The sequence below is a fragment of the Micromonospora sp. KC207 genome, from assembly GCF_004348615.1.
In the GTDB taxonomy this organism is placed as follows: Bacteria; Actinomycetota; Actinomycetes; order Mycobacteriales; family Micromonosporaceae; genus Micromonospora.
The window spans coordinates 15,994-36,942 of record NZ_SMKJ01000013.1 but is presented as its reverse complement, the minus strand read 5'-3'; the positions used below and the strand labels follow the sequence as shown (position 1 = coordinate 36,942).

Sequence of the window (20,949 nt, the reverse complement as noted above, 5' to 3'; positions counted from 1 at the left end):
TGTCATTGCCGATGACCGGGTGCGCGATCTCGGATGACTGGGTCGATCGGTTTAGCCTGGGCCCGTCTCCCGAGATTGCCGGGCGATCTGATGAGGGGCTTGTATCTCAAGCCGCTTGAGATCGCATAGTGGCGTCGTGGACATGAACGAGCTGTATGCCATCGGGGATGTCGCCCGACGGACCGGCCTCAGCGTCAGCGCCGTCCGGTACTACGCGGACGCCGGTGTCGTCACGCCGGCCGCCAACACCCCGGCCGGCCACCGCCTGTACGACGTGTCGGCCATCGCCCGGCTCGAACTGGTCCGGACGCTACGGGAACTCGACGCCAGCCTGGACGAGATCCGGCAGGTGCTGGCCGGCGGGGCGACGCTGCGCGAGTTGGCCACCACCCACCTTGCCCTGCTGGCACGGCAGGAGGCGCGGCTGCGCAGCCGCCGCGCGGTGCTGTCGGCCATCCTGCGGCAGGACTCCACAGCCGAGCAGGTCACGCTGATGCACAAGCTGGTTGGCATGCCGGACGAGGAACGCGATCGGCTGATCGACGAGTTCTGGATTGAGGTCTCCACCGGCTGGGAACCACCGGAGCGGATGGTCGAGTGGTGGCGGGCGGCCCGGCCGGAGCTGCCCGAACATCCCACCGCGGCGCAGTTGGAGGCGTGGATCGAACTGGCCGAGCTGGTCCGGGACACCGAGGTCCGGCAGGCCGTGCGCCGTGAGCTGCACGAGGCGTGCACCACCGGGGCCGGGCCGCTGATGGCCTCGTCGCCGATGCTGGACGCCCTGGAAGCGGGCGCGGCGATCGGACAGCCGCTGATGGACGCGGCGCGGGAGCGGGTGCCACCGGACTCGCCCAGGGGGCGGGAAATCGCCGACCAGTGGATCGGGTGGCTGACCGGCATCTTCGCGACACCGGACAGCCCTGGGATGCCGGACACGCCCGAGTTCCGGATCCAGGCGGCCGACCACATGCTGGCAGGCGCGGAGTGGGACCGCACCCCGCCGGAGCCGGAGGGACCATTCGACCGGTACATGGAGCTGGTCGCGGCCGTGAACAACATGCCACCGGAGAGGTTCCCGTTCGAGTGGCTGGCCGCGGCACTGCGCGCGTCCGCCCTACCGGCTTCCTGATTGGCGATACGCGGCTCGGCGGTTGGCCTGCCTGGTCGCCATAACGCATCGGGCGGATTCCGGCAGGGGACCTTGCGCGGCTACTTTGCACGCTGCGGCCGGTCGACGTTGATCTGACGCTCCTGGTAACCGGTTTCGACCGGGGCCACGGTGGGTCGTGCCGCGGGTGGGGCCATGGTCCACAGTGGTTTTCGCTGCGACTGTCATGATGCGGGCCGGGTCAGGCGAATGACGTGAGTCAGGACGTGTTAACGGGTGCGCTGAAGGCGCTGGTCTGCCGATGACTACGTGTGGTGCGAGGCATCAGGCCGTGGTACCCACCAGTCGCCCAGGGCCTGGCGGAGGATCAGCAGGACAGCGCCGATCAGCATGGCCGCGAGGATGCCGATACCGAAACCGAGAATTCCGGAGTGCCGCCGTTCCACTCTGCTGCGGGCGGCGGCCGGCACTGCGGGACGCGACCACGGGTGGTCCCGGGCCAACCAGAACAGCAGCCCGAGGCCGTGCGGGGTGAGGTAGATCAGCCAGAACCAGAACCACCGAGTGCCCCGAACCGGAGCCGGCCCGGCGACGACGACACCAAGAACGACGGCAGCGAGGAAGAGGTCGATCCAGGTGACGGCGGATGCCGGTGAGGGGACAACGCCAGCTCGGTGTTCGAGCCCGGCGGCCCGCAAGTCCTGGGCAATACCGACGGCGCCAGGTCCGGAGTAGCTCCCCTGGTCGACGGCGCCGGTGGTGGTTACCTGGCCGAAGATGTCGGTGTCGGTCCAGTGCACCCGCCCATCGGGCGTTCTCCACGCGATCAGCGGCCCGAGCGTGCCGGAGCCTTGCAAGGCGGGAGTACCGAACCATCGTGGTGAGCTGCCCACGCCCCATCGGTCGCCCCACTGGTATGCGGTCACGCGGCCTGCAGCCACATCCGCCCTCGCCTGGTCGTAGCTCTGCTTCCGGGGAGCCGTCCACCAGGTCGTCACCGCGGCAAGCAGCCACAGTAGGACCAGGGCGAGCCGCAACGCACCCCACCACCGCCAAGCCCGTCCGGGCGACGCGACCGGGCCACCCTGATCCATGATCACAGTGTTTCAGCCCATAGCCAGCCGCGCTTTCGTCCGGTCGATGCCGCGTCAGCCGCGGCCGCGTACCAGGGGCAGAGACACCTCGTCCACGATCTCGACTAGCACCTCGTCGGGGACCGAGGGGATGCCGCGCATCGCGTACTCGGCGCGTAACAGCATTATCGGTGTCGTCGCCACCCGGTGATGGGGGCCGTCGCCGGCGCCTCTTCGACGAGCTGCACTACGACGCGGTCCGTATCACCGGCGGTGTCCAAGACCGGCTCGAGCTGACCGCGCGGCTCGCGGCCGAGACTGGGCTCGAGGTGTGGTACTGCCCGTTCACCAACGGCCTGGACCGCGACGGGCTCATGGCGTTCGTGCTCGACGGCGCCGAGCGGGCCGATCGGCTGCGGCGCGGCGGCGCGGCCCGATCTGGCGGTGCCGGTACGCAGTTCGTGGTTCTCCAGGTTCATGGAACGCCGAGTCGGCCCAGTCGTAGAAGGGTCCTCCTGATCGACGGTGATGCGGGAAGCGCGGTGGTCAGTGGCGAGTTGAGCGAGGTGATCGGCATTCTGTCGCAGCCGGTCGGCGAGCGGCTCGGGCAGCAGCGGCGAGCAGGCTTGGGCGCGGAGCTCGGTTGCCGCGTTCTCGACTTGGCTGGCGTGCTCGTCGTGCGGGCGATGTTGGCGCAGTTGCTGCGGCATCGGTCGAGGCTTGGTGTGGTCTGGGCGCCGCGGCCGGGGTGGCAGAGTGCTTTGGCGCGGTCGTAGTTGCAAGACAGGAACGCTTCGCTGTTGTGGAAGACGTTGAGGGCGGAATCGGCCAGCAGGCTGTGGGCCTGTCGCGTGGTGGTGATCATTCCGCCGAACCGGCGGTGATCGGCGCCGGCAGCGCTTGTCAGGCGACGCGCGGCTGGTCCGGAGACGCCGCCGCCGTTGTCGAGGGCTTCGTGGACGTCGGTCAGAGAGCCGGCTGGAATCGTGGCGAGGGGCTTCGTCTCCGGTCATTTGGTGGTCGCCGTGAAGGCTGCTGCGAGGAGTGCTGGGGGGCCGTCCAGCGTGCTGCTGTATAGGGCCTCGGTGCGGTGCACCAGTCGTGGTGCGGAGAGGGGTACTGCGTTGATGCCGGGCAGGCCGTCGATCGATGGCTGGGGCAGAAGTGCGAGCCCGTGTTCTGCGGCGATGAGCGCGATGAGTCCGCGCAGGTCGGTTCCTTCGTATCGCAAGGACGCTCGGTAGCCGTCGGAGCCACTCGCGGTGCGCAATTGCGCGAGTGAGATGGCGGTGCCGGGTGCGTCGATCCATCGGGCATCGGCGAGGTCGGCCAAGCGCAGATTGGCGCGGCGGGATAGCGGGTGCTGGGCGGGGAGTGCCACGGCGAGGGGCTGTTCCGCGATGGCCGTCGCCGTGAGCGGGCCGACGTCGGCGAGGTGGAGCGGGTCGCTGGGGGCGGTCATGCCGTCGATCAGACCAAGGTCCAGGGTTGCGGTCGCGACTTCGCGTGGGATGGCCTCGCGGCCGAGGACGCGCACTGTTACCCGCAGGCGGGGTTGCGTCTGGCGCAGGTCGGCAAGCGTCCGGGTGAACTGTGGGTTCAGGGCCAGCGGGGAAGCCCCGATGACGATGTGGGCGGCGGGTGCTGCGGTGAGGCGCGCGATGTCCGCGCGGGCGGCGTCCAACCGCAGCAGCAGCGGTCCGGCGTGCTCCAGCAGCCGGATGCCGACGTCGGTCGGGGCGACAGGGCGTCGTAGCAGGAGGATCGCCCCGAGGTCGTTTTCGAGTGCGGCGATGTGCTGGGAGACCGCTGACTGCGTGTAGCCCAGTGCGCGGGCAGCCTCGGAGAACGAACCGCAGCGGGCCACGGTCACGAACGTGCGGAGAAGGTGCGGGTCCATGCCCATTAGTATCGCTAATGGGAAGGTCATGAATCATCGTTGGTGCTGTACTCGGTTGCCGGGCACGATGTTCACATGCCTGAGCGTTTGAACTTCTCGACAGCCCGCGTTGCCCTGGTGGGCGATCGCTCGCCCAGCGTTCGGGCTCACGCCCGTATCCCCACTCTCCTCGACGCACTGGCCCGACGCGACCAGTTGGTCCTGGACGCGTACTGGATCCCGACCCAGGATGCGGAATCCGCCGATGCCCTGGACGGTTTCGATGCCATCTGGCTGGTGCCCGGCAGCCCGTATCGCAGCGAAGCCGGGGCGATCTCCGCGGCCCGCAGCTCGCGTGAGCGGGGGACCCCGTTTCTCGGCACCTGTGGTGGCTTCCAGCATGCGGTCCTGGAGTTCGCGCGCAACGTGTGTGGACTGTCTGGTGTCCACCACGCAGAGAACCAGCCGGAGGCGGACGATCTGCTGATCGTCGCGCTGGCGTGTTCCCTGGTCGGTCACGAAGGTGTGGTCAATGTGGACGGAGGATCGTTGGCGGAGCGGGTCCTGGGAGCTGACCGGACCGTCGAGCGCTACCACTGTTCCTATGGCACCAGCCCGGACTACCTGGATGCGTTGCGTGCGCACGGACTGCGCTTCAGTGGCGTCGACGAGGCGGGTGAGGTGCGAATCGCCGAGTTGCCGGACCACCCGTTCTTCCTCGCCACCTTGTTCCAGCCCGAACTCGCGGGAGATGGCACCCGGCCCCACCCGATCATCCGGGCGCTGGCTTCCGCCGCCGTCGAACATGCCGCCAAGGGGCTCTACTCGCCGAACTGATTACCGGTCCCGAGGTGCTGGTCGTCACAGCGGGCTACTCCGATGCCCCTGAGCCGCGGGAGCCTTGCCGGTCACCGGAAACCCGGTGAACGGGACGCCGTGCGCGACCGGCATCGCGACTGGCTGTCCGCACATCCGGCCCAGCACCGCGTCGGTCACCGGGTTGGCTGGGCGGATGACGCGGTACTGTTCGGCGCCGAGCCGTCCCCGATGTGTCCGGATCTTGAGGTCTATCCGGTGGCGAGCTGCGCGCGGGCGTGCATCAGCGCGAACCCGAGGAGGTTGCGGCCGCGCCACTGGGCTGGATCGTGTGCGCGGGGGTCCGTGGCGGAAAGGCCGATGCCCCAGACACGATCCACCGGGCTGGCTTCCACCGGTATCCGGTTGCCCGTGCGAGACAGGTACTGCCCGAGGTCGGGGTGCTGGCTGAACTTGGCCACGTTGCCCTGCGAGTGCGAGATCACCGCAGGGTCTAGACGGGGACTTCGGCGCTGAGGACGATGGTGAGTTCCTCCGGCAGGTGCAGGAATTCGGCGTGGCTTGCGGCGTTGTGGGCGAGGGCGATGAACAGTCGCTTACGCCAGGTGGCCATCCCCGGCGTTCGGGTGCAGCGCAGCGTGATCCGCGAGACGAAGTAGGAAACCTGGTAGCTGTCGATACCTTCGGCGAGGGGGTGGGTGGCGCAGCGGCGCAGGACCTCGGGGAAGTCGGTGGGGTCATGGAAGCCGAAGACGGCGGTGATGTGGATGATGCCGTCGTCTGCGTCGCCGAGATCGTCGATGGTGAGGCGCTCATCCCACGGGATATGGGGGACGTTCTCGGTGTGACCGGTGACGATGACGATCTTCTCGTGGCGTACGTGGTTGTGCGCGACGTTCGCCCGTAGCGCCAGGGGAGTGGTCTCCTTGTTTGGGTGGGGGAACACGGCGGTATCCGGCACCCGCGGGGTGTTGGCGGCGTGCAGGCCGTCGATGAATTCGCAGAGGCCCTTCGCGCGATCCGTCGGGCGGTGACCAGCTCGGCTCCGCGCCGCCAGGTCAGCAGGAGCGTGAACAGGACGACCGCGATGAGCAGCGTCAGCCACCCACCGTGGGTGACCTTGGCCAGGTTCGCGGTGAAGAAGGTCAACTCGAGGCTGCCGAAGACGACCCCGAACAACACCAGCCGCCGCGCGTTCCAGTGCCACTGCACCCGCGCGACGACGAGGAACAGGGTCGTGGTGATCAGGAACGTGCCGGTGACCGCCACCCCGTACGCGGCGGCGAGGTTCGTGGACGAGCCGAACGCGATCACCACCAGCAGGACTGCCGCGAACAGGGCCCAGTTCACCCCGGGCGCGTAGACCTGTCCGTATTGGTGATGCGAGGTCTGCCGAATGCGCAGGCGCGGCAGGAAGCCCAGCCGCATGGCCTGCCGGGACACGGAGAACGCCCCGGAGATCACCGCCTGGGACGCGATGACGGTGGCCGCGGTGGCCAGGACGACCATCGGCAGTTGCGCCCAGTCTGGTAGCAGCAGGAAGAACGGGCTCTCCCGGCTGGCGGGTGTGTGGAGGATCAGCGCGCCCTGGCCGAGGTAGTTCAGCGTCAGGGCGGGAAACACGATCGCGAACCAGGCCCGGCGGATCGGGGCGCGCCCGAAGTGCCCGAGGTCGGCGTAGAGCGCTTCGGCGCCGGTGACGGCCAGTACCACGGCGCCCATGGCGATGAACGCGATGACGGGGTGGTCCACGAAGAACAGGACCGCGTAGCTGGGGGACAGTGCGGCCAGCACGCTCGGGTGACGGATCACCTCAGCCGCGCCGACGACACCCAGAGTGGCGAACCAGAGCAGCATGATCGGCCCGAACACCGCCCCGACCCGTCCGGTGCCCCACCGCTGGATGGTGAACAGCAGGGTAAGGATCACCGCGGACACCGGGAGCACCACGACCGCCCACTCCGGGGAGATCACCTCAAGACCCTCCACCGCCGACAACACCGAGATCGCCGGAGTGATCACACTGTCGCCGTAGAACAGCGCAGCACCCAACGCACCCAGCGCCAGCGCCGCAGCGGCGCGCCTCGTGCTGCCCATGATCAGCACTCTTCCGGCAAGGGCGGCCAAGGCCATCACCCCGCCCTCGCCCTCGTTGTCGGCCCGTAGGATGAAGATGACGTACTTGACCGACACGATCAGGATGATCGACCAGAACACCAGCGAGATCACGCCGAACACATCCGGCGCGGTCGGTACCAGGCCACGGTCGAGGGTGAACACCGTCTTCAACGCGTACAGCGGACTGGTCCCGATATCGCCGTAGACCACGCCCAGGGCGCCCAGCGTCAGCCCGAGCCCTGCCGTCCGACGACCCTCAGACGCTGTCCCGGGCGCCAGCTCACCACCCTTCGCCGGCCCCTGGTCGTTCAGGCTGGGCTGTTCGTCGTCCGCTAGCTCCGCCACCCCACAGGCATACCAACCAGCACGCAACTGCCTGGGCCGTATGTCGCAATCGCTCGCGACGGGCACCGACCTGCCGCACCAGCAGGGCAGGCATGACCGCCACGGTCTCCGCTGCGCCGCTGGCGGCCTCCGACTCCCTCGTCGCAGGTTTGAACGGACATATCGCGCACGAAGACAAGAAGAACGCTGGCTCCACTTCCGCAGCCGTCGGCGGCGGAGCGGAAGTTCGGGCGGCACCTGATGGAGCGGGCCAGGGCCGGGGTGTCCCTGGTCGGTTTGGGTGGGCTCCTCGCGGGGATCACCCCCGCCGTGCCCGAATCGGCCCTCGATGCGGAGCTGGACGCGACGCCCACCTCGACGAGGCGGCATCGATGAGACGACCGGTCGGCGGGTCAACGTGCGTAATGTCACGATGCGAAGACGGTGCAGACCGAGGTCGGACCCGTGCGGATCCGGGTGCCGCGGTTGGGATGATCAGGAAGCTACTTGAGTACGGTACCCGGCACGGCAGAAAACATCGAGTATCTTCCATGCGTTGGTAGACGTGTCCGGCGCGGAGAGGTGCGGACGGATGAGCGGAGCGGGCGGGGATGCGCAGCAGGCGTCGGCCTGGTTCGCCGGCGAACTCCGACACCTCCGGCAGCTTTCCGGGGCCCCGTCGTTGAACACCCTGGTCGCCATCTCGACAGCGCAGGGGCAGCCACTGGCCCGCTCGACGATCAGCGACAAGCTGAACGCCAAGTCGTTGCCCGACTGGCCCTTCGTCGCCGCCTTCGTCAAGGCATGTTTGGCGCATGCCCACCGGGCCGGTGTCCGCCTGCCAGCCGAGCTGGCCGAGATGAGGCACTGGGATGCGAGACACTGGCGGCTGCTTCGGATCGCCGACGCCGCCCGTACCGAGGATCGGCTGCGGGCCGCCGCCCACGCCCAGCTCGGCCGCCGATCCGGCGGCGCCGCGCCAGCCAGCCAACCCGAGCCGCCGGCACCCGGACCGTCGCCGACCGGGCAACGGGCGGATGTCCTCGACAGGGTGACGCCCCGGCAACTGCCGACGGCCGTACCCCATTTCGTGGGTCGCAGGGCGGCGCTCACCAGACTGGACGGCCTGCTGGCGCACCGACACCGCGCCCCGGGCACCACGACGATCTGCCTGATCAGCGGTACGGCCGGGGTCGGCAAGACGAGCCTGGCGGTCGGCTGGGCGCACCAGGTCGCCGACCGTTTCCCCGACGGGCAGCTCTACGTCAACCTCCGTGGGTTCGACGCGACCGGGCCGGCGGCGAGCCCGGCGGAGGTGCTCCGCGAGTTCCTCGAAGCTCTCGGAGTGCCGGCGCAGCGCGTCCCGGCGGGACAGGATGCCCGTTCCGGACTGTTCCGCAGCGTGCTGACCGGCAGGCGGGTGCTCGTACTGCTCGACAACGCCGGTGACGTCGATCAGGTCCGCCCCCTGCTGCCCGGCTCGCCGGAGTGTCTGGTGGTGGTCACCAGCCGCGGTCACCTGCCGGGGCTGGTGACCATCGAGGGGGCGAGTCCGCTCTTCCTCGATCCGCTGTCGCGGCGGGAGGCGCACGAGTTGTTGTCCCGGCGGCTCGGCACGGATCGGCTGGAGAACGAGCCGGAGGCGGCGACCAGGATCGTCGACGCGGCGGCGGGGCTGCCGCTCGCGCTGGCCATCGTGGCAGGGCGGGCCGCCGTCCAGCCGGCCCTCGGCCTCGGTCGGCTCGCGGACGAGCTGACCGGGTCGGACGGCCTCGACCGGTTCAGCCAGGGCGATGCGGCCACCGACATCCGGACGGTCTTCTCCTGGTCGTACCGCAATCTGGATGCGACCTCGGCGCGGGCGTTCCGGCTGCTCGGACTGCACCCCGGGCCGGATGTCTCGGTGCCGGCGCTCGCGAGCCTGGCCGGCGCACCGGTGGCGGAGGCGGGTCGGACCCTGGCGGCACTCGTGCGCGCGAACCTGGTCTCCGAGCATCTCCCACAGCGGTACGTCCTGCACGATCTGCTGCGCGCCTACGCGGCCGAGCTGGTCGCCGAACACGAGCCCGAGCAGGCCCGCCGGCAGGCGCTCGGCCGGTTCATCGACTCCTACCTGCACACCGGGTACGCCGCAGACCTGCTCCTCTACGACCAGCGGGACCCGATCAGCCCCGCCCCGGCCCGGCCGGGCACCGCGATCACCGCGCTCACCGACCGGGCGGCGGCCTGGCGCTGGTTCACCAGCGAGCACCGAGTCCTCCTGGCCGTCATCGGCCTCGCCACGGACGCCAGGTTCGACACACCCGCCTGGCAGCTCGCCTGGGCCGTCAACACGTACCTCGATCGGCTCGGGGCCTGGCAGGAGCAGCTCGTGGTCCAGGAGCGGGCGTTGCTCGCCGCGTCGCGGGTGGCCGACCGGGACGGGCAGGCCCGCGCCCACCGGAACCGGGCCGTGGCCTGCCTGCGGCTGGGGGACCACCACCAGGCCCAGGTGCACCTGCGCCGGTCGCTGCGGCTCTACACCGGCCTCGGCGATGCGATCGGCAGCGCTCGGGCTCACCTCAACCTCGGCATCCTGGCCGAGCGCCTGGGCCGGTACGAGCAGGCGCTCCAGCACGCGCAGCAGGCCCTCGGCCTGTTCGCGGCGGCGGAGAACGCCAACGGGAAGGCGAACGCGCTGAACAACATCGGCTGGTACCACAGCCAGCTCGGCAACCACCGACAGGCGATCGACTACTGTACGCAGGCGCTGGTGCTCCAACGGCAGGTCGGCAACCGGTACTGGCAGGCGCACACCTGGGACAGCCTCGGTTACGCGCACCACCGGTTGGAGCAGCAAGCGGAGGCGATCCGCTGCTACCGCAACGCGCTCGCGCTGTGGCGGGAGGCGGCCGAGCGCTACTACGAGGCGACGACGCTGATCCATCTCGGCGACAGCCACCGTGCCGCCGGTGCGCCGGGCCCCGCTCGGCGGGCCTGGCGCCGTGCGCTGGAGATCCTGGAGCTGCTCGGCCACCCGGACGCCGAGCAGCTCCGGGACCGGCTGCGCGCGGAGCCCGGCGGCTTCCCTGACCAGCGGGCCGAAGCGCTGTCGGGGCGGGCAACGGCATCTCGCCGCCCGCCCCGACAGCGCCGGTCGGAGGGATCAACGCCACTGCATGAAGTTGTTGATGATCGGTAGCGTCATCCGGGTGGCGATGTTGTTGGTGGCGCCGGGCCCGACGCCGGAGGGGCCACGGGAGAGGATCGCCAGCACTGTCGGGATCGGGCACACGCAGGGCGGTGGCGGCGGGCACGGGCACGGGATCACCAGCGGCGGCGGCATCGGGCACCAGTCATCCGGGTCGGGCGTGTAGAAGACAGGGCTGCCGTCCAGCCCGTTGACGAGGGGATGCCGGACGTAGAGATAGGTCGCGTCCTCGGCCCGGACGGCGTCGTCGCTCGCCCACTGTCCGGGCCGGTCGGCCGGATATCCCTGGGTCCTGGTGCAGGATCCGGTCACCGGTTGGGTCGGGTAGCCGAGGCCGAGCCAGCCGGTCCTGGTGCCGATGGTGCAGTTGAGCTGCACCGCCCCGTAGTCGAAGGCCGGGTTGCCACCGCCAGGGGCATTGGTCGCGCTGGTCCAGTTCGAAGGGACGAAGAGCCGGAGCGCCGCGCACCCGCCGAAGGGAGCTGTCGTGCCGTCGTGCCCGGGGTACGCGACGACGTTGGTACGCCAGGTGCCGTTGGAGCCGCCGGAGTGCAGGCAGTGGGCGGCAGTCGCCACGGTGCGTTCGCTGATCATGAAGCCGGTGCACTGGCCGCCGGTGAACACCAGCCGCACGATGGCGCTGGCGGGAAACGTGGTGGTCGGGCGGACCGGCACCCGGGTGTCGGGACCGAGGATTGCCTCGGTGCCGACGGCGGGAGTCACGCCGACGGCGGTGCTGGCCACCGGCGCCGTCGTGCTCACGGGCCGGTGACCGGACTGGGTCGCATCGGCGCTGGCAGGTCGGTCGGGAGTCGTGGCGGCAGCCGCTGGCCCGACCGGAGGGGCTGCGGTGCCGACGGCTACGGCGGCAAGGACTACTACCGCCCATCTCTTTCCAAGCATGGCTCTCCTCTGGTCGGACGGGGTTCCCCCGCAGTCACGCCTATCTCGACCAGGCTGCGCAGAGGCCGGGCTGTCCGACCGGTTCCCGGACACCGGAGCACCGTCGGCCGGTCACCGACCGGTCACCGTGAATGCCCATCCAGACGTCGGACACCTGCCGGCTCGGTCGGCGAGACTGCTCCCGCTGTTCGCCGACGACGGCCAACGCGGCGACAAACCCCTGGTCCAGGAGCCCAGATGCGGCCCCCTGCGCCACCACGAAGTGCGCATCGTCGATGCTGGTGGCGCCGGTCAGCTGCATGGTGTACCGGTACTCGCTGGCGGTGCCCTCCAACCAGTCGCCGGTCTCATCCAGCCGCTCGCGGCTGGTCGCGGCCCGCGCCGACCAGCTTCGCGACAAGGACGTCTCGCTCTCCCGGCAACTGGCGCTCGTCGCCCACCGGATCGCACCACCACCGGGGCCCGGTCGAGCCTGATCAGCTCGTCGACGACCCAGCCGGAGGTCCGAATGCTCACCGGCAGGAACCAAACCATGTACGCCGTCACGTTCAGCCCCGACGGGCGACTGCTCGCCGCTGCCAGCGCAGGCGGAACAACCCACCTGTACGACACCACCGACCGCACCCACACCACCCCGATCTACTACTCCCAAGGACCGGCCGCAGCCGCCGCCCCGCGCGCATCCGCCGAGGCGTTGGCCCGGGCCGCTGTCCGCCCACTGCTGTAGGCCCGCCTCTGTAGACACCACTGTTGCCGCCGTCTGCCTTTTCGTGGCAAGTGACGTCACAACAGGCTTACGCAGTATCCGCATCTGCCGCCGAGCGCGCGTCGCAGCACCCAGTGCTCAGTGACCCGGCTGGCCGGCCTGGAAATTGGTTGTTGGCCCGACGGGCGAGCCGTCATGGCCGGGCCGGGCCACCGGCGGTGGCCGCCGGCAGTTCGGACGACGGCCTGCGGGGCCCTTCAACGCGGTGGTGAGACGTACAGGCTGGTTTTGCACCCCATTTCGCCTGGTTCCAGCCATATCCGGTCGTACCCGGGTGACTCGATGGCTCCGCTCGGAGTCCTGACCAAGAGGATGCAGTCACGCTCGGCGGGTACGCCCACCGCGGCGACGAGGGCGCCCTCGTGGGTGACCGTGTCGACGGTGATGTGCTTCTCGGGAAATGCCGCCCGCACCGTGCCCACAAGCGTGTCGGGTGTGGCGGTGCGCAGCGCCGCGGCGAGCCGTTCGCGCCCGTCGTCCGGCAGCCCCGGGCTCGGCGAGGCGGTGGGCACTGCGGGAGTGGCTATCGCCGGGCAGTCGATCTCGTGATACGACGTGTAGCGAGAGAGCTCGAGCAGATAGCGGTAGCATCGTGTGGCCTGACCGGCAGAGTTGCCGAGGTCGCCGAAGGAAACCCCCGGCTGCTCGGCCACCGTCACACCGAACCGGACGTCGATGGTGGCCTGCTCACTTCCGGCGGTTCGACCCGACCAGCCCAACGGCTCACGTCGGACGGTCGAGCCGCTGCCCTTCACCTCTTTGGAGATCTCGGTCGCGGCGATGTACTCGGCGTCCCGAACCCGGTTGCGGTAACCGAGGTCGTCATCGAGGAGCGCCGCTTCGGTGGCTGCGATGTCCCGCGCCAGCGAGTCGCCGTCGCGGTTCTCCGAGCATCCGGTCAGTACCAGGCAGGCCACCGTCACCGCCACGCCGGTCAAAGGCGGGGCTCCGAAACGCCGGCGTGCGCCGCGAACTCTCGCCAGTCGTCGCGCCTTGGCCGGCGATTCAGGTGTCGACATCCGTATCCCCGCTCACGGCGACACGGTACCGCCCGCATCGCGACCCTGGACTCCCGAAGCTCGGTGCGTATCGATCACGTGCGGCTCGGCTAGTGTCCTGCGCCAGAAATTCGCCTACAAATCGGGCGAGTGGTGTCGAGGATCTCCTCGGCGATCTTGGTCCAGACGAACGAGCGTGGGTTGCTGTTCCAGTCCGCGATCAACGACCGGATGTCGGCTTCGAGGGACTGGACGCTCTTGTGCGTGCCGCGGCGGATCTGCTTGAAGTGTCTGCACGTAGAGTCCTGCTACGGCTCAAATTGATCTTTCTGCCCAGCGCACTGATCTGCCGCGAGGGGTGCGCGCGGGATGACAGGCCATCACCGTCCGGGGGTCAGCGTGGGCTTCGATCGTCCTGCGGAGCCCGGCACACGATGCCCACTTAGGTGGACGTGAACCGCCCGATCCATGCGAGTGCTCCTGTGGCTGATCTGCAGCTCAGTCAAGCCAGCAGATCACCGCGTTGCCATCCTTCTCGGCTGCCGCGAAGAAGCTCCGGACGCCCGGCAGATAGTGAGCCACCCACGCAAGCTCACCGGGTCTTTCCCAGGTTCCGGGGTAGATCTCGGCCCGGCTCAACTCCTGCGGGTCGACGTCGCCGATGAGGTCGTCTTCGGTGAGCGTAGCCAGTCGCGAGGCCGCAGCCGCTACCTGGCCCGATGTCAGATAGGAGGGTGGCCCGTAGCCCCAGTCGTCTTCGAGGTTCTCCAGGAAATCAAACATCTCGTCGCTGTCGGGCTCGACGTCTGGCAGCTCCACGAATCCCTCCGCACCTAGGACAAGCGGAATCTCGAAGCCGAGTCGGTCGAGTAGGAAATCGAGCCCGTTCCATGCCTTGTCAGTGGCGGTCCAACGATCGGAGTTTTCGTTCCGTTGCGTCATGGCGAGTTCGTAGGCCCAGCCGAGGTCGGTCCTGGCCTGCTCCAGTTCGTCCAGGGAAACGCGCAGCCAGTTGCCGTTCATGCTCACGGCGCGAGCCTAGGTGCCGACTACGACAGTTCCCCCGTCGGTCCGCGTCGGTCGTAGCCCGACGGCAGCGCTTCCCGCTTCTGCCGCTCTGGGCAGGATGGCGTTCATGCCCCGTGGTGATCCTGACCGGCCGCAGGGGCTGTGCTGACCGGGGTCGCCGTCGCGGTCCGCTGCCGATCGGGGCGATCACCGGTACGTCGTAGCTCGCGAGCCGGACGACCAGGAGCACCCTGACGAGCATCGCGGGAACCAGCACGAACCATACCTCGTGCCCGGAATTGCGGTACACGCGCCGAAATTGCGTGTTCGGAGACCGCCTGCCACCAGGGTGTCTGATCCGCGATGGTAGGACGCCGCCGACACCCCCCGCCCGACCTGATGTGCTGATCTTCCTTACGGACCAGTTCCGCAGCGTCTCGTGACTCATTCGGAAGTCTCGAGGGACGTCGCACTGATGCCACTGCGCTATGGCGTCGTCGTCAGTCAAAATCAGGTCGCCGGGCGGGCCAATGCCGCGTTGGCGGCATTCGGCAAGCCCGAACGACGGTACTGGCCGGGCCTCGGCACCGTGGCCAGCGGCGGGGCGCTGCAGTCCGGCTTTGTCCGCGAGTCACACGGCAATGAGGGTCCGGGCTGCGACGTTCCCGGCCCGCAAGAGCCCCGAAGAGTCTGACCACGACTACCAACGGTTGCTGAAACGTCGCAGCGACGTATCCTTCGGCCGTGGGACTACGGTTCGAGACGCGCCGGTCCGACTCGCCGTGGGTCGACACCGTGTGGACATGCACGAGCGAGCAGGTCACTGCGATGACGTCCGTCGCAGGGGTGCGTTGCGGCCTGGTGTTCTGGGAGCAGGCTGGCCGGGCGTACGCGGGTATCACCGGTCCCGAGAGCCGGACCGGCACGGCGCCGGTACCGGAGGACGCGACCTTTACGGGCATCGAGTTCGCCGTGGGCACCTCGCTGCGGGCCGTGCCCACGTCGGCGCTGGTCGACGGCGGCATCCGACTCCCCGACACCACGCGCCGGACGTTTTGGCTGGACGGCACGCGCTGGGAGACGCCCGGCCCCGACGACGCCGAGGCCCTGGTCGAGAGTCTCGTCCGGGCCGGGATCGTGGTCCGTGACCTGCTCGTCGCCGAGGTGCTGCGGGGTCACCGCCCGGCCGTCTCCAAGCGCACGGTCGAGCGCCGGTTCCGCGCTGCGACTGGACTGACGTGGGGCGCGGTCCGGCAGATCGAGCGCGCCCGCACCGCGGCGGAGATGCTGGCTGCCGGCGACACGGCCGCCGACGTCGTTGCCAAGCTTGACTACTTCGACGAGCCGCACTTGGCCAGGGCATTGCGCTCCTACGTCGGACGCAGCGCCAGGCAGCTGCGTGAGGGCGCCGGCGGCGCGATCGGCCTCGACCTGGATCAGCGCTTGACGTCGTAGACCAGCTTCAGGATTCCGTTCGAGTAGCTCTCCGATTCCCGCAGCGTCAGCATGTGCTTGTCTCGGTCGGCCCGGCCGAACAGGCTCTTCCCGGCACCGAGCAGCACAGGGAAGACGAGCAGGTTGTACTGGTCGATCAGGCCCGCGTCGGACAGCCGCTGGGCCAGCTCCGCGCTCCCGTGGATGAAGATCGCGCCGCCCTCGCCCTCCTTGAGCGCGGCGACGTCCTCGGTCGAGCGCAGTATCGTGGTCGGCCCCCACCCGTTGACGAGGGCGTCGTCAGACAGCGTGGTCGACACCACATACTTGGGCAGCTCCTTGTAGCCGGCGTGGTCCTCCGAGCCGGGCCAGACCGGCGCGAACGCCTCGTAGCTGCGGCGGCCGAACATCAGCGCCGTCGTGTCGGTGAGCTCCTCGCCCTTCAGCGACCAGGCTTCTGGGACGAACTCGAGGTCCTTGACCACCCACCCGCCGCTGCGGTGCTCCTCCCCCGGCCCACCGCCGGGGGAGTCCACGACGCCGTCGAGCGACATGAAACCGGTGTAAACCAGGTTACGCATTGTGCTGTCTCCTCATGTTCGGGCGAGCTGCTGTATCCACGCTAGATCGCGGCTGCGGCGGCCGTCTTGGACGGAAACGACAGTGGGTCCGGGAACCCGTACCGGACACCGCTGCGACCGGCCCGCCCTTGGCCACGTCCCCGGCATGACGTGGGCGAACTGGTGCTGGTCGCCGACCGGCGCTGTTGCGTTGGCGGATTGGTGGGCACGGCGAGCCGTGTCAGCGGTACTGGTCAGATCGCTCGGGCCAGTTCGGTGGACGCGGCGACCACCCGCAGCGCGGGAGCAGGTCCTCGATCACCCTCGGGTAGGTGGGGGCGGCGTCGGTGAAGACTTCGCCGGGTGTGACCTTCAGTGTGGTCAGCGCCCGGTGGAAGAACCGCGGTGGCGTCTCGACGTGTCGAGACTAGCTCGTCGATGACCTGACCATGCTGGTCCACGACCCGGTACCGCCAGGACGCTCACCTCAGCGGAAACCGGAACCCCGCGAACGCCGACGCCGGCGGATACCAGGACCCGACACGAGACAACGACCTCACCAGCCAAGCGGACCACACCGGGCAAGCTGGAATCGATCATGCTTTCGCCCGACGCAACAGAGCCGGTCACTGACACCGGTAGACGCCGGGACGGTGGCCGGTGCGTCGGTGGGAACGTCAATGTGAAAGGACTGAGGCATGACTGCGGAGGAGATCCCGCTCACCGGGGGAAACGTGACGGCGGGCGTGGTGCGGGTCGGAGACACCGTACGACGGCGGGTCGGTCCCTGGACCCCGGCGGTCCACGCGCTGCTCGAACACCTCTGGTCGGTCGGCTTCCGAGGCGCGCCCCGACCGCTGGGCATCGACGAGGAGGGACGGGAGGTGCTCACCTACGCGGCAGGTGAGGTGCCTTGGCCGTTCTTCTTCGACCTTCTGGAGCCGCAGGGCCAGCTCGCCAGGGTGGGCCGGCTGGCGCGGGATTTGCACGACGCGCTGTCGACCTTCACCCCACCGCCGGACGCACGGTGGAACGTCCTGATACCGGCCGACCGAGACGACCTGATCGTGCACCACGACCTTGCGCCGTGGAATCTCGTGATCGGTGAACGCTGGGTCTTCATCGACTGGGACAACGCCGGGCCGGGATCACGGCTGTGGGACCTCGCCTACGCTGTCCACGGCTTCATCCCGATGTCGGCTCACCCCGACTGGCAGCGCGCGGACGCGGGGCCGCGGCTGCGGGCCTTCGCCGAGGCGTACGGGCTCGACGAACAGCAGCGCCGCGATCTGGTACCGATGCTGACCGTACGGACCCGGGCGATGCACGACTTCCTGCGGGATCAGGCCGCGCTCGGATTGGAGCCTTGGGCGACCCATTGGCGGACCGGGCACGGCGACGCGTGGCGCTCGGACGCCGAGTACACCGAGCGCCACACGGACCGGTGGGTGAAGGCGTTGCTGGACTGAGGGCGGGATCGACCGGCTGGTAGCGCTGCGGCGGAGAACAACTGGTCGCCGTACACGGTTGGTCTGCACGCCTGCAACCCGGAGGGTCAGTACGAGACGGCGCAGGATCGGTGGAGGAAGTCACCGACAAGACGGAGCTGTTGGTCACCTACACGCTGAAACCCACGGTGACCGCCAGGGCGACGATGCCATCGCCGGCGTGCGTGTCCGGGGCGCTGTTGCGTTGGCGGATCGGTGGGCACGCTGGCGGCTGCCCGAGCTCGGGCGCGCTGGACCTGGTGGTGTGGCTGGGCCCCCATGCCCGGCCCCGGTCGGCGCCCGCACGACCTTGCCCTGCACGCCTTCGGCGAAGGGCTCGCCGTGCCCGAGCACACGGCGCGGGCGGCGTGGCGCGCCGCCGTGTGGGCACTGCAACATCCCCAACCGTTCGCCGGGGATGGCGCTGTCGCGGAGATGTCTACGACGTTGATGCCCTGTGCAAGCGACTATTTCTGCGGCGAGCTGGAGATAGTCGCGGTGACGCCCACCTTGGTCAGCTGCGCCCGGTCACCAGGCTCTTTGCTTACCCGTCCCTTGTGGGCATGTGGCTGCTTGTCCGACGAGCGTCCCCTGCGCCCTGTCTGTTGATTTTCGGTATGGGCTACGGCCGAAGGCCGCGACTGACAGCATCACCGGTATCGGACGGCGTGGATTACCAGTAGAGTCCGGGGGCAGACCATCCCGTTTCTCTTCGGCCTGCCGTGCCGACGGAACAATCGGGGGTGCGATGGCTGGCCGTTGGAGTCGTTTACTTGGTATGACGTTGTGTGGGGTGTTGGCGCTTACCGGTTGCACCGACAAGACCGGACCGGAGCCGCCGGCGCCCGTGGTGGCCACCGAGGAGTTCGAGCAGCGGCTCACCGAACACCTGTCACGCGCCGTCAATGGGGCGCTGGAACCCGAGGCACAGGCCAGCCCGCCGAGCCACCGCCGGATTGTGGGTTGCGCGGAGTTGCCCGAGGGTGGACCGACCTGGGGTGTCCGGCCGCGAGCGGAGATGACGGTGTCCGCCGGCGGGAAGGCCGAAAAGTACCTCGACGACGTGGACACCTGGATGATCCGCGAGGGTTTTGGTGAACATACCAAGCGGTTGCGGACTGGTACCCCCGCCAACGTCCGGGAAATCACCGCCGAGTATGAGGACGGCACCGAGTTGCTCATGGAGATGGCTCTGGACAGTGGCAGGTTCACCGTCGCGTTGACCGGGCCGTGCACCTGGCCGCCGGATCGGCCCGGCGGCCCGTCCACCTCCGGACGGCTCGCCCCCCTTCCGCCGCCTTCCGGACCGACGCAGACCCGCAGCGACGCTTTCAAAGAACCGTGCACGTCACCGAAGCTCTCCGTCTACAACCTCAGCTCTCGGCCCTTCGCCGGCCGCGGCCCACACCTGATGGCGATGGTCAGATACTCCGACGAGCGGTCGATGGAGTACGCCGAATTCTTCCTGCCCGACGGCTTTGAACCCCGGTACGAACTGGGTACCTCCCGCAGGAACCCCGATCAGGTGCAGCTGCTGGTCTGCGTACGCGTGGTGGCGACCCGGGACTCGCGCCAGGACGTCACCTGCAACTATGCGAGTGAACAGGCATTACTGGCCGGCGGCAGACCCTTTACCTTCGACCTGTTCGAGAGCGTCTACCACGTCACGGTGCGGGAGGCGCGCAGCGGCAAGATGATCAGCAAGTTCACCATCCCGGGGCGACAGGGCGTCGAGGACAGCTGCCCGTATCGCATGAACTACAACCGGAAATTGGCCCGGGGCATCGACGAGGCGGCCTTCCAGCGAAGACTGCGACCCCTCCTCGAAGCACGTCGGTGATCGGTTCGCCGATGGTTGCTGGCCGAGTTGGGGCACCAGGTCAGCGGCAGCGACGCGCGACTCAGCCGTCCTCGTGGCGCTGCGCGCGACCGGCGTTCGGCTGCGCATGGGCAAGTCCACCACCACGGCGATCTTCACCCACATCCTGCGCACCCTCGGGGGAGCACCCGACCTACCTGATCGGCGCCGACCTGACCGGGCCGGGCTCCGGCGCATTGACGCTCGCCGGTTGCCGTCGCCGGCCAGGACCCAGGCAGTTACCAGGAGACCAAGGGCGTTGGTGATGTTGAACCGCTTCCTGCCGTTGATCCTCTTACCGGCGTCGTGGCCGCGGTCCTGCCGATGAGCGGGAACCGCGTCTTCTGGCCTTCCGGCGGAGTCGCCGCGGCTCGGCAGGCACCGTGATGCGTCCTGGGAGTGATCGTCACGCCCGTGGGTAGACGGTCGATGTCGACTCGCTGCGTTGCGGGAGGTGTGATGGTCAGGCGTGGAACCTTCCGTGACGCCGTGGTGCTGATCACGGGGGCGTCGAGTGGAATCGGTCGCGCGACGGCGTTGGCGTTCGCTGCCGAAGGGGCCAGGTTGGTGCTCGCCTCGCGCAGCCAAGAAGCGCTTGCGGAGGTAGAACACGAGTGCCGGGCACAAGGCGGGCAGGTGCTGGTAGTGCCGACCGACATTGCAGATCCGGCGGCCGTCGAGCGGTTGGCCCGGCTGGCGGTGCAACGGTTCGGGCAGATAGACGTCTGGGTCGAAGCGGCGGCCGTCGGCATTGCCGGGCCGCTGGGCTCTGAATCGGTGGACGAGATTCGTCGGCTGGTAGACACCAACGTATTCGGCACCGCGCTTTGCGCCCGCGCTGCCCTGGCCACATTTCAGGCGCAGGGCAACGGGACCCTCGTGCTCGTCGGGTCGTTGCTGTCACTGTTCCCAAACCCGCTGGTCCCGCTCTACTCCATGACCAAGTTTGCCATCAGAGGGCTGGCCTTGAACCTTCAGCAGGCAATCGCCCGTCATTCTCGGATACGGGTCTGTCTCGTGTTACCCGGGCCGGTCGACACGCCCTTCTTCGAGCGGGCCGCCAACCACTCGGGCCGCCAACTACGAGCTATCCCTCCCGCGTACGCACCGGAGCGTCTCGCTGCCAAGATCCTCGCGTGTGCCCGCCGTCCGCGCAGGCAGGCAACAACGGGTGTGGTCTCACACCTGGCGCTGGCCGCCCACCGACTGGCGCCGCGTGCCACCGAGTCGTTAGTCGCCCAGTGGAGCGCTACGTTCTTGACCAAGCCGGCCACAGCCGCACCCGGGTCAGGATCGCTGTTCGATCCACCACCAACCGGGGCAACGCACGGCGGATATCGCCGCAGCCGAATCCGCCGTCGGCTCGGGGAGTGGCTGGGCGTCGCCCAAGCACGCAGGCATGGGCCGACCCCAGGCTGACCGCCAGC

18 protein-coding genes and 2 pseudogenes are annotated in these 20,949 nt (G+C 69.0%); 11 read left to right on the top strand and 9 right to left on the bottom strand.

Going from position 1 to position 20,949, the window contains the following annotated elements; genetic code table 11:
• The first annotated feature begins 136 nt into the window (after window positions 1–136).
• Window positions 137–1,129 carry a MerR family transcriptional regulator gene (locus E1258_RS03105; RefSeq protein WP_132396622.1) on the top strand — a complete coding sequence of 331 codons (993 nt, stop codon included), beginning with the start codon at window positions 137–139 and terminating at the stop codon, window positions 1,127–1,129.
• A gap of 284 nt (window positions 1,130–1,413) precedes the next feature.
• On the opposite strand, the gene E1258_RS03100 is transcribed toward E1258_RS03105, so the two are convergent.
• The gene (locus E1258_RS03100; protein WP_132396620.1) at window positions 1,414–2,202 is read right to left on the bottom strand and encodes a hypothetical protein; all 789 of its coding nucleotides are present in this window, start codon (window positions 2,200–2,202) and stop codon (window positions 1,414–1,416) included.
• Window positions 2,203–2,372: 170 nt separating this feature from the next.
• Here E1258_RS03100 and E1258_RS34295 point away from each other — a divergent pair, with 170 nt between their 5' ends.
• The gene (locus tag E1258_RS34295) at window positions 2,373–2,957 is read left to right on the top strand and encodes a hypothetical protein (protein WP_243715143.1); all 585 of its coding nucleotides are present in this window, start codon (window positions 2,373–2,375) and stop codon (window positions 2,955–2,957) included.
• A 233-nt stretch (window positions 2,958–3,190) separates the two neighbouring features.
• On the opposite strand, the gene E1258_RS03080 is transcribed toward E1258_RS34295, so the two are convergent.
• Window positions 3,191–4,081 carry a LysR family transcriptional regulator gene (locus tag E1258_RS03080; RefSeq protein WP_132396618.1) on the bottom strand — a complete coding sequence of 297 codons (891 nt, stop codon included), beginning with the start codon at window positions 4,079–4,081 and terminating at the stop codon, window positions 3,191–3,193.
• A gap of 75 nt (window positions 4,082–4,156) precedes the next feature.
• On the opposite strand from E1258_RS03080, the gene E1258_RS03075 reads away from it, so the two are divergent.
• Window positions 4,157–4,897: a hypothetical protein gene (locus tag E1258_RS03075; protein WP_132396616.1), complete on the top strand. Its 741-nt coding sequence runs from the start codon at window positions 4,157–4,159 to the stop codon at window positions 4,895–4,897.
• A 230-nt stretch (window positions 4,898–5,127) separates the two neighbouring features.
• Here E1258_RS03075 and E1258_RS03070 read toward each other — a convergent pair.
• The 3 genes and pseudogenes from E1258_RS03070 to E1258_RS03065 all read right to left on the bottom strand — a co-directional run.
• Window positions 5,128–5,343 (bottom strand): annotated as a pseudogene (locus tag E1258_RS03070) (NADAR domain-containing protein); the annotation flags it as partial.
• 26 nt (window positions 5,344–5,369) lie between these two features.
• Window positions 5,370–5,822, bottom strand: a complete 453-nt coding sequence (locus tag E1258_RS35645) for a hypothetical protein (RefSeq protein WP_371688557.1) — start codon at window positions 5,820–5,822, stop codon at window positions 5,370–5,372.
• 116 nt (window positions 5,823–5,938) lie between these two features.
• Window positions 5,939–7,708 (bottom strand): annotated as a pseudogene (locus E1258_RS03065) (potassium transporter Kup); the annotation flags it as partial.
• A 202-nt stretch (window positions 7,709–7,910) separates the two neighbouring features.
• Here E1258_RS03065 and E1258_RS03060 point away from each other — a divergent pair.
• Window positions 7,911–10,499, top strand: a complete 2,589-nt coding sequence (locus E1258_RS03060) for a tetratricopeptide repeat protein (RefSeq protein ID WP_243715142.1) — start codon at window positions 7,911–7,913, stop codon at window positions 10,497–10,499.
• On the opposite strand, the gene E1258_RS03055 is transcribed toward E1258_RS03060, so the two are convergent.
• Complete coding sequence (locus E1258_RS03055) at window positions 10,464–11,270, bottom strand: serine protease (protein WP_243715141.1); 807 nt, start codon at window positions 11,268–11,270, stop codon at window positions 10,464–10,466. The two genes, E1258_RS03060 and E1258_RS03055, sit on opposite strands and share 36 nt — an antisense overlap.
• Before the next feature lie 422 nt (window positions 11,271–11,692).
• On the opposite strand from E1258_RS03055, the gene E1258_RS03050 reads away from it, so the two are divergent.
• Both E1258_RS03050 and E1258_RS03045 read left to right on the top strand, forming a co-directional pair.
• Window positions 11,693–11,887 carry a hypothetical protein gene (locus E1258_RS03050; protein ID WP_132396612.1) on the top strand — a complete coding sequence of 65 codons (195 nt, stop codon included), beginning with the start codon at window positions 11,693–11,695 and terminating at the stop codon, window positions 11,885–11,887.
• Window positions 11,888–11,943: 56 nt separating this feature from the next.
• Window positions 11,944–12,138, top strand: coding sequence for a WD40 repeat domain-containing protein (locus tag E1258_RS03045; protein WP_132396610.1), 195 nt, complete (start codon window positions 11,944–11,946; stop codon window positions 12,136–12,138).
• Window positions 12,139–12,374: 236 nt separating this feature from the next.
• Here E1258_RS03045 and E1258_RS03040 read toward each other — a convergent pair whose 3' ends face one another.
• The gene (locus E1258_RS03040; protein WP_243715146.1) at window positions 12,375–13,106 is read right to left on the bottom strand and encodes a hypothetical protein; all 732 of its coding nucleotides are present in this window, start codon (window positions 13,104–13,106) and stop codon (window positions 12,375–12,377) included.
• A gap of 567 nt (window positions 13,107–13,673) precedes the next feature.
• Window positions 13,674–14,198 (bottom strand): YfbM family protein, encoded by a 525-nt coding sequence (locus E1258_RS03035; RefSeq protein ID WP_165949613.1) that lies wholly within the window; start codon window positions 14,196–14,198, stop codon window positions 13,674–13,676.
• 460 nt (window positions 14,199–14,658) lie between these two features.
• Here E1258_RS03035 and E1258_RS03030 point away from each other — a divergent pair, with 460 nt between their 5' ends.
• Window positions 14,659–14,877 (top strand): hypothetical protein, encoded by a 219-nt coding sequence (locus E1258_RS03030; RefSeq protein WP_132396606.1) that lies wholly within the window; start codon window positions 14,659–14,661, stop codon window positions 14,875–14,877.
• A gap of 50 nt (window positions 14,878–14,927) precedes the next feature.
• A complete protein-coding gene (locus E1258_RS03025) occupies window positions 14,928–15,638 on the top strand; it encodes a helix-turn-helix domain-containing protein (RefSeq protein ID WP_132396604.1) in 711 nt (236 codons plus the stop codon).
• On the opposite strand, the gene E1258_RS03020 is transcribed toward E1258_RS03025, so the two are convergent.
• Window positions 15,620–16,198 carry a dihydrofolate reductase family protein gene (locus tag E1258_RS03020; RefSeq protein WP_132396602.1) on the bottom strand — a complete coding sequence of 193 codons (579 nt, stop codon included), beginning with the start codon at window positions 16,196–16,198 and terminating at the stop codon, window positions 15,620–15,622. The two genes, E1258_RS03025 and E1258_RS03020, sit on opposite strands and share 19 nt — an antisense overlap.
• A 677-nt stretch (window positions 16,199–16,875) precedes the next feature.
• Between E1258_RS03020 and E1258_RS03015 the strand changes: the two genes are divergently transcribed.
• The 3 genes from E1258_RS03015 (at window position 16,876) to E1258_RS03005 (ending at window position 20,941) form a co-directional block, all read left to right on the top strand.
• A complete protein-coding gene (locus tag E1258_RS03015; protein ID WP_132396600.1) occupies window positions 16,876–17,646 on the top strand; it encodes a phosphotransferase in 771 nt (256 codons plus the stop codon).
• An 868-nt stretch (window positions 17,647–18,514) separates the two neighbouring features.
• Window positions 18,515–19,504, top strand: coding sequence for a hypothetical protein (locus E1258_RS03010; RefSeq protein WP_132396598.1), 990 nt, complete (start codon window positions 18,515–18,517; stop codon window positions 19,502–19,504).
• 507 nt (window positions 19,505–20,011) lie between these two features.
• Window positions 20,012–20,941 (top strand): SDR family oxidoreductase, encoded by a 930-nt coding sequence (locus E1258_RS03005; RefSeq protein WP_243715140.1) that lies wholly within the window; start codon window positions 20,012–20,014, stop codon window positions 20,939–20,941.
• Window positions 20,942–20,949: the final 8 nt, after the last annotated feature.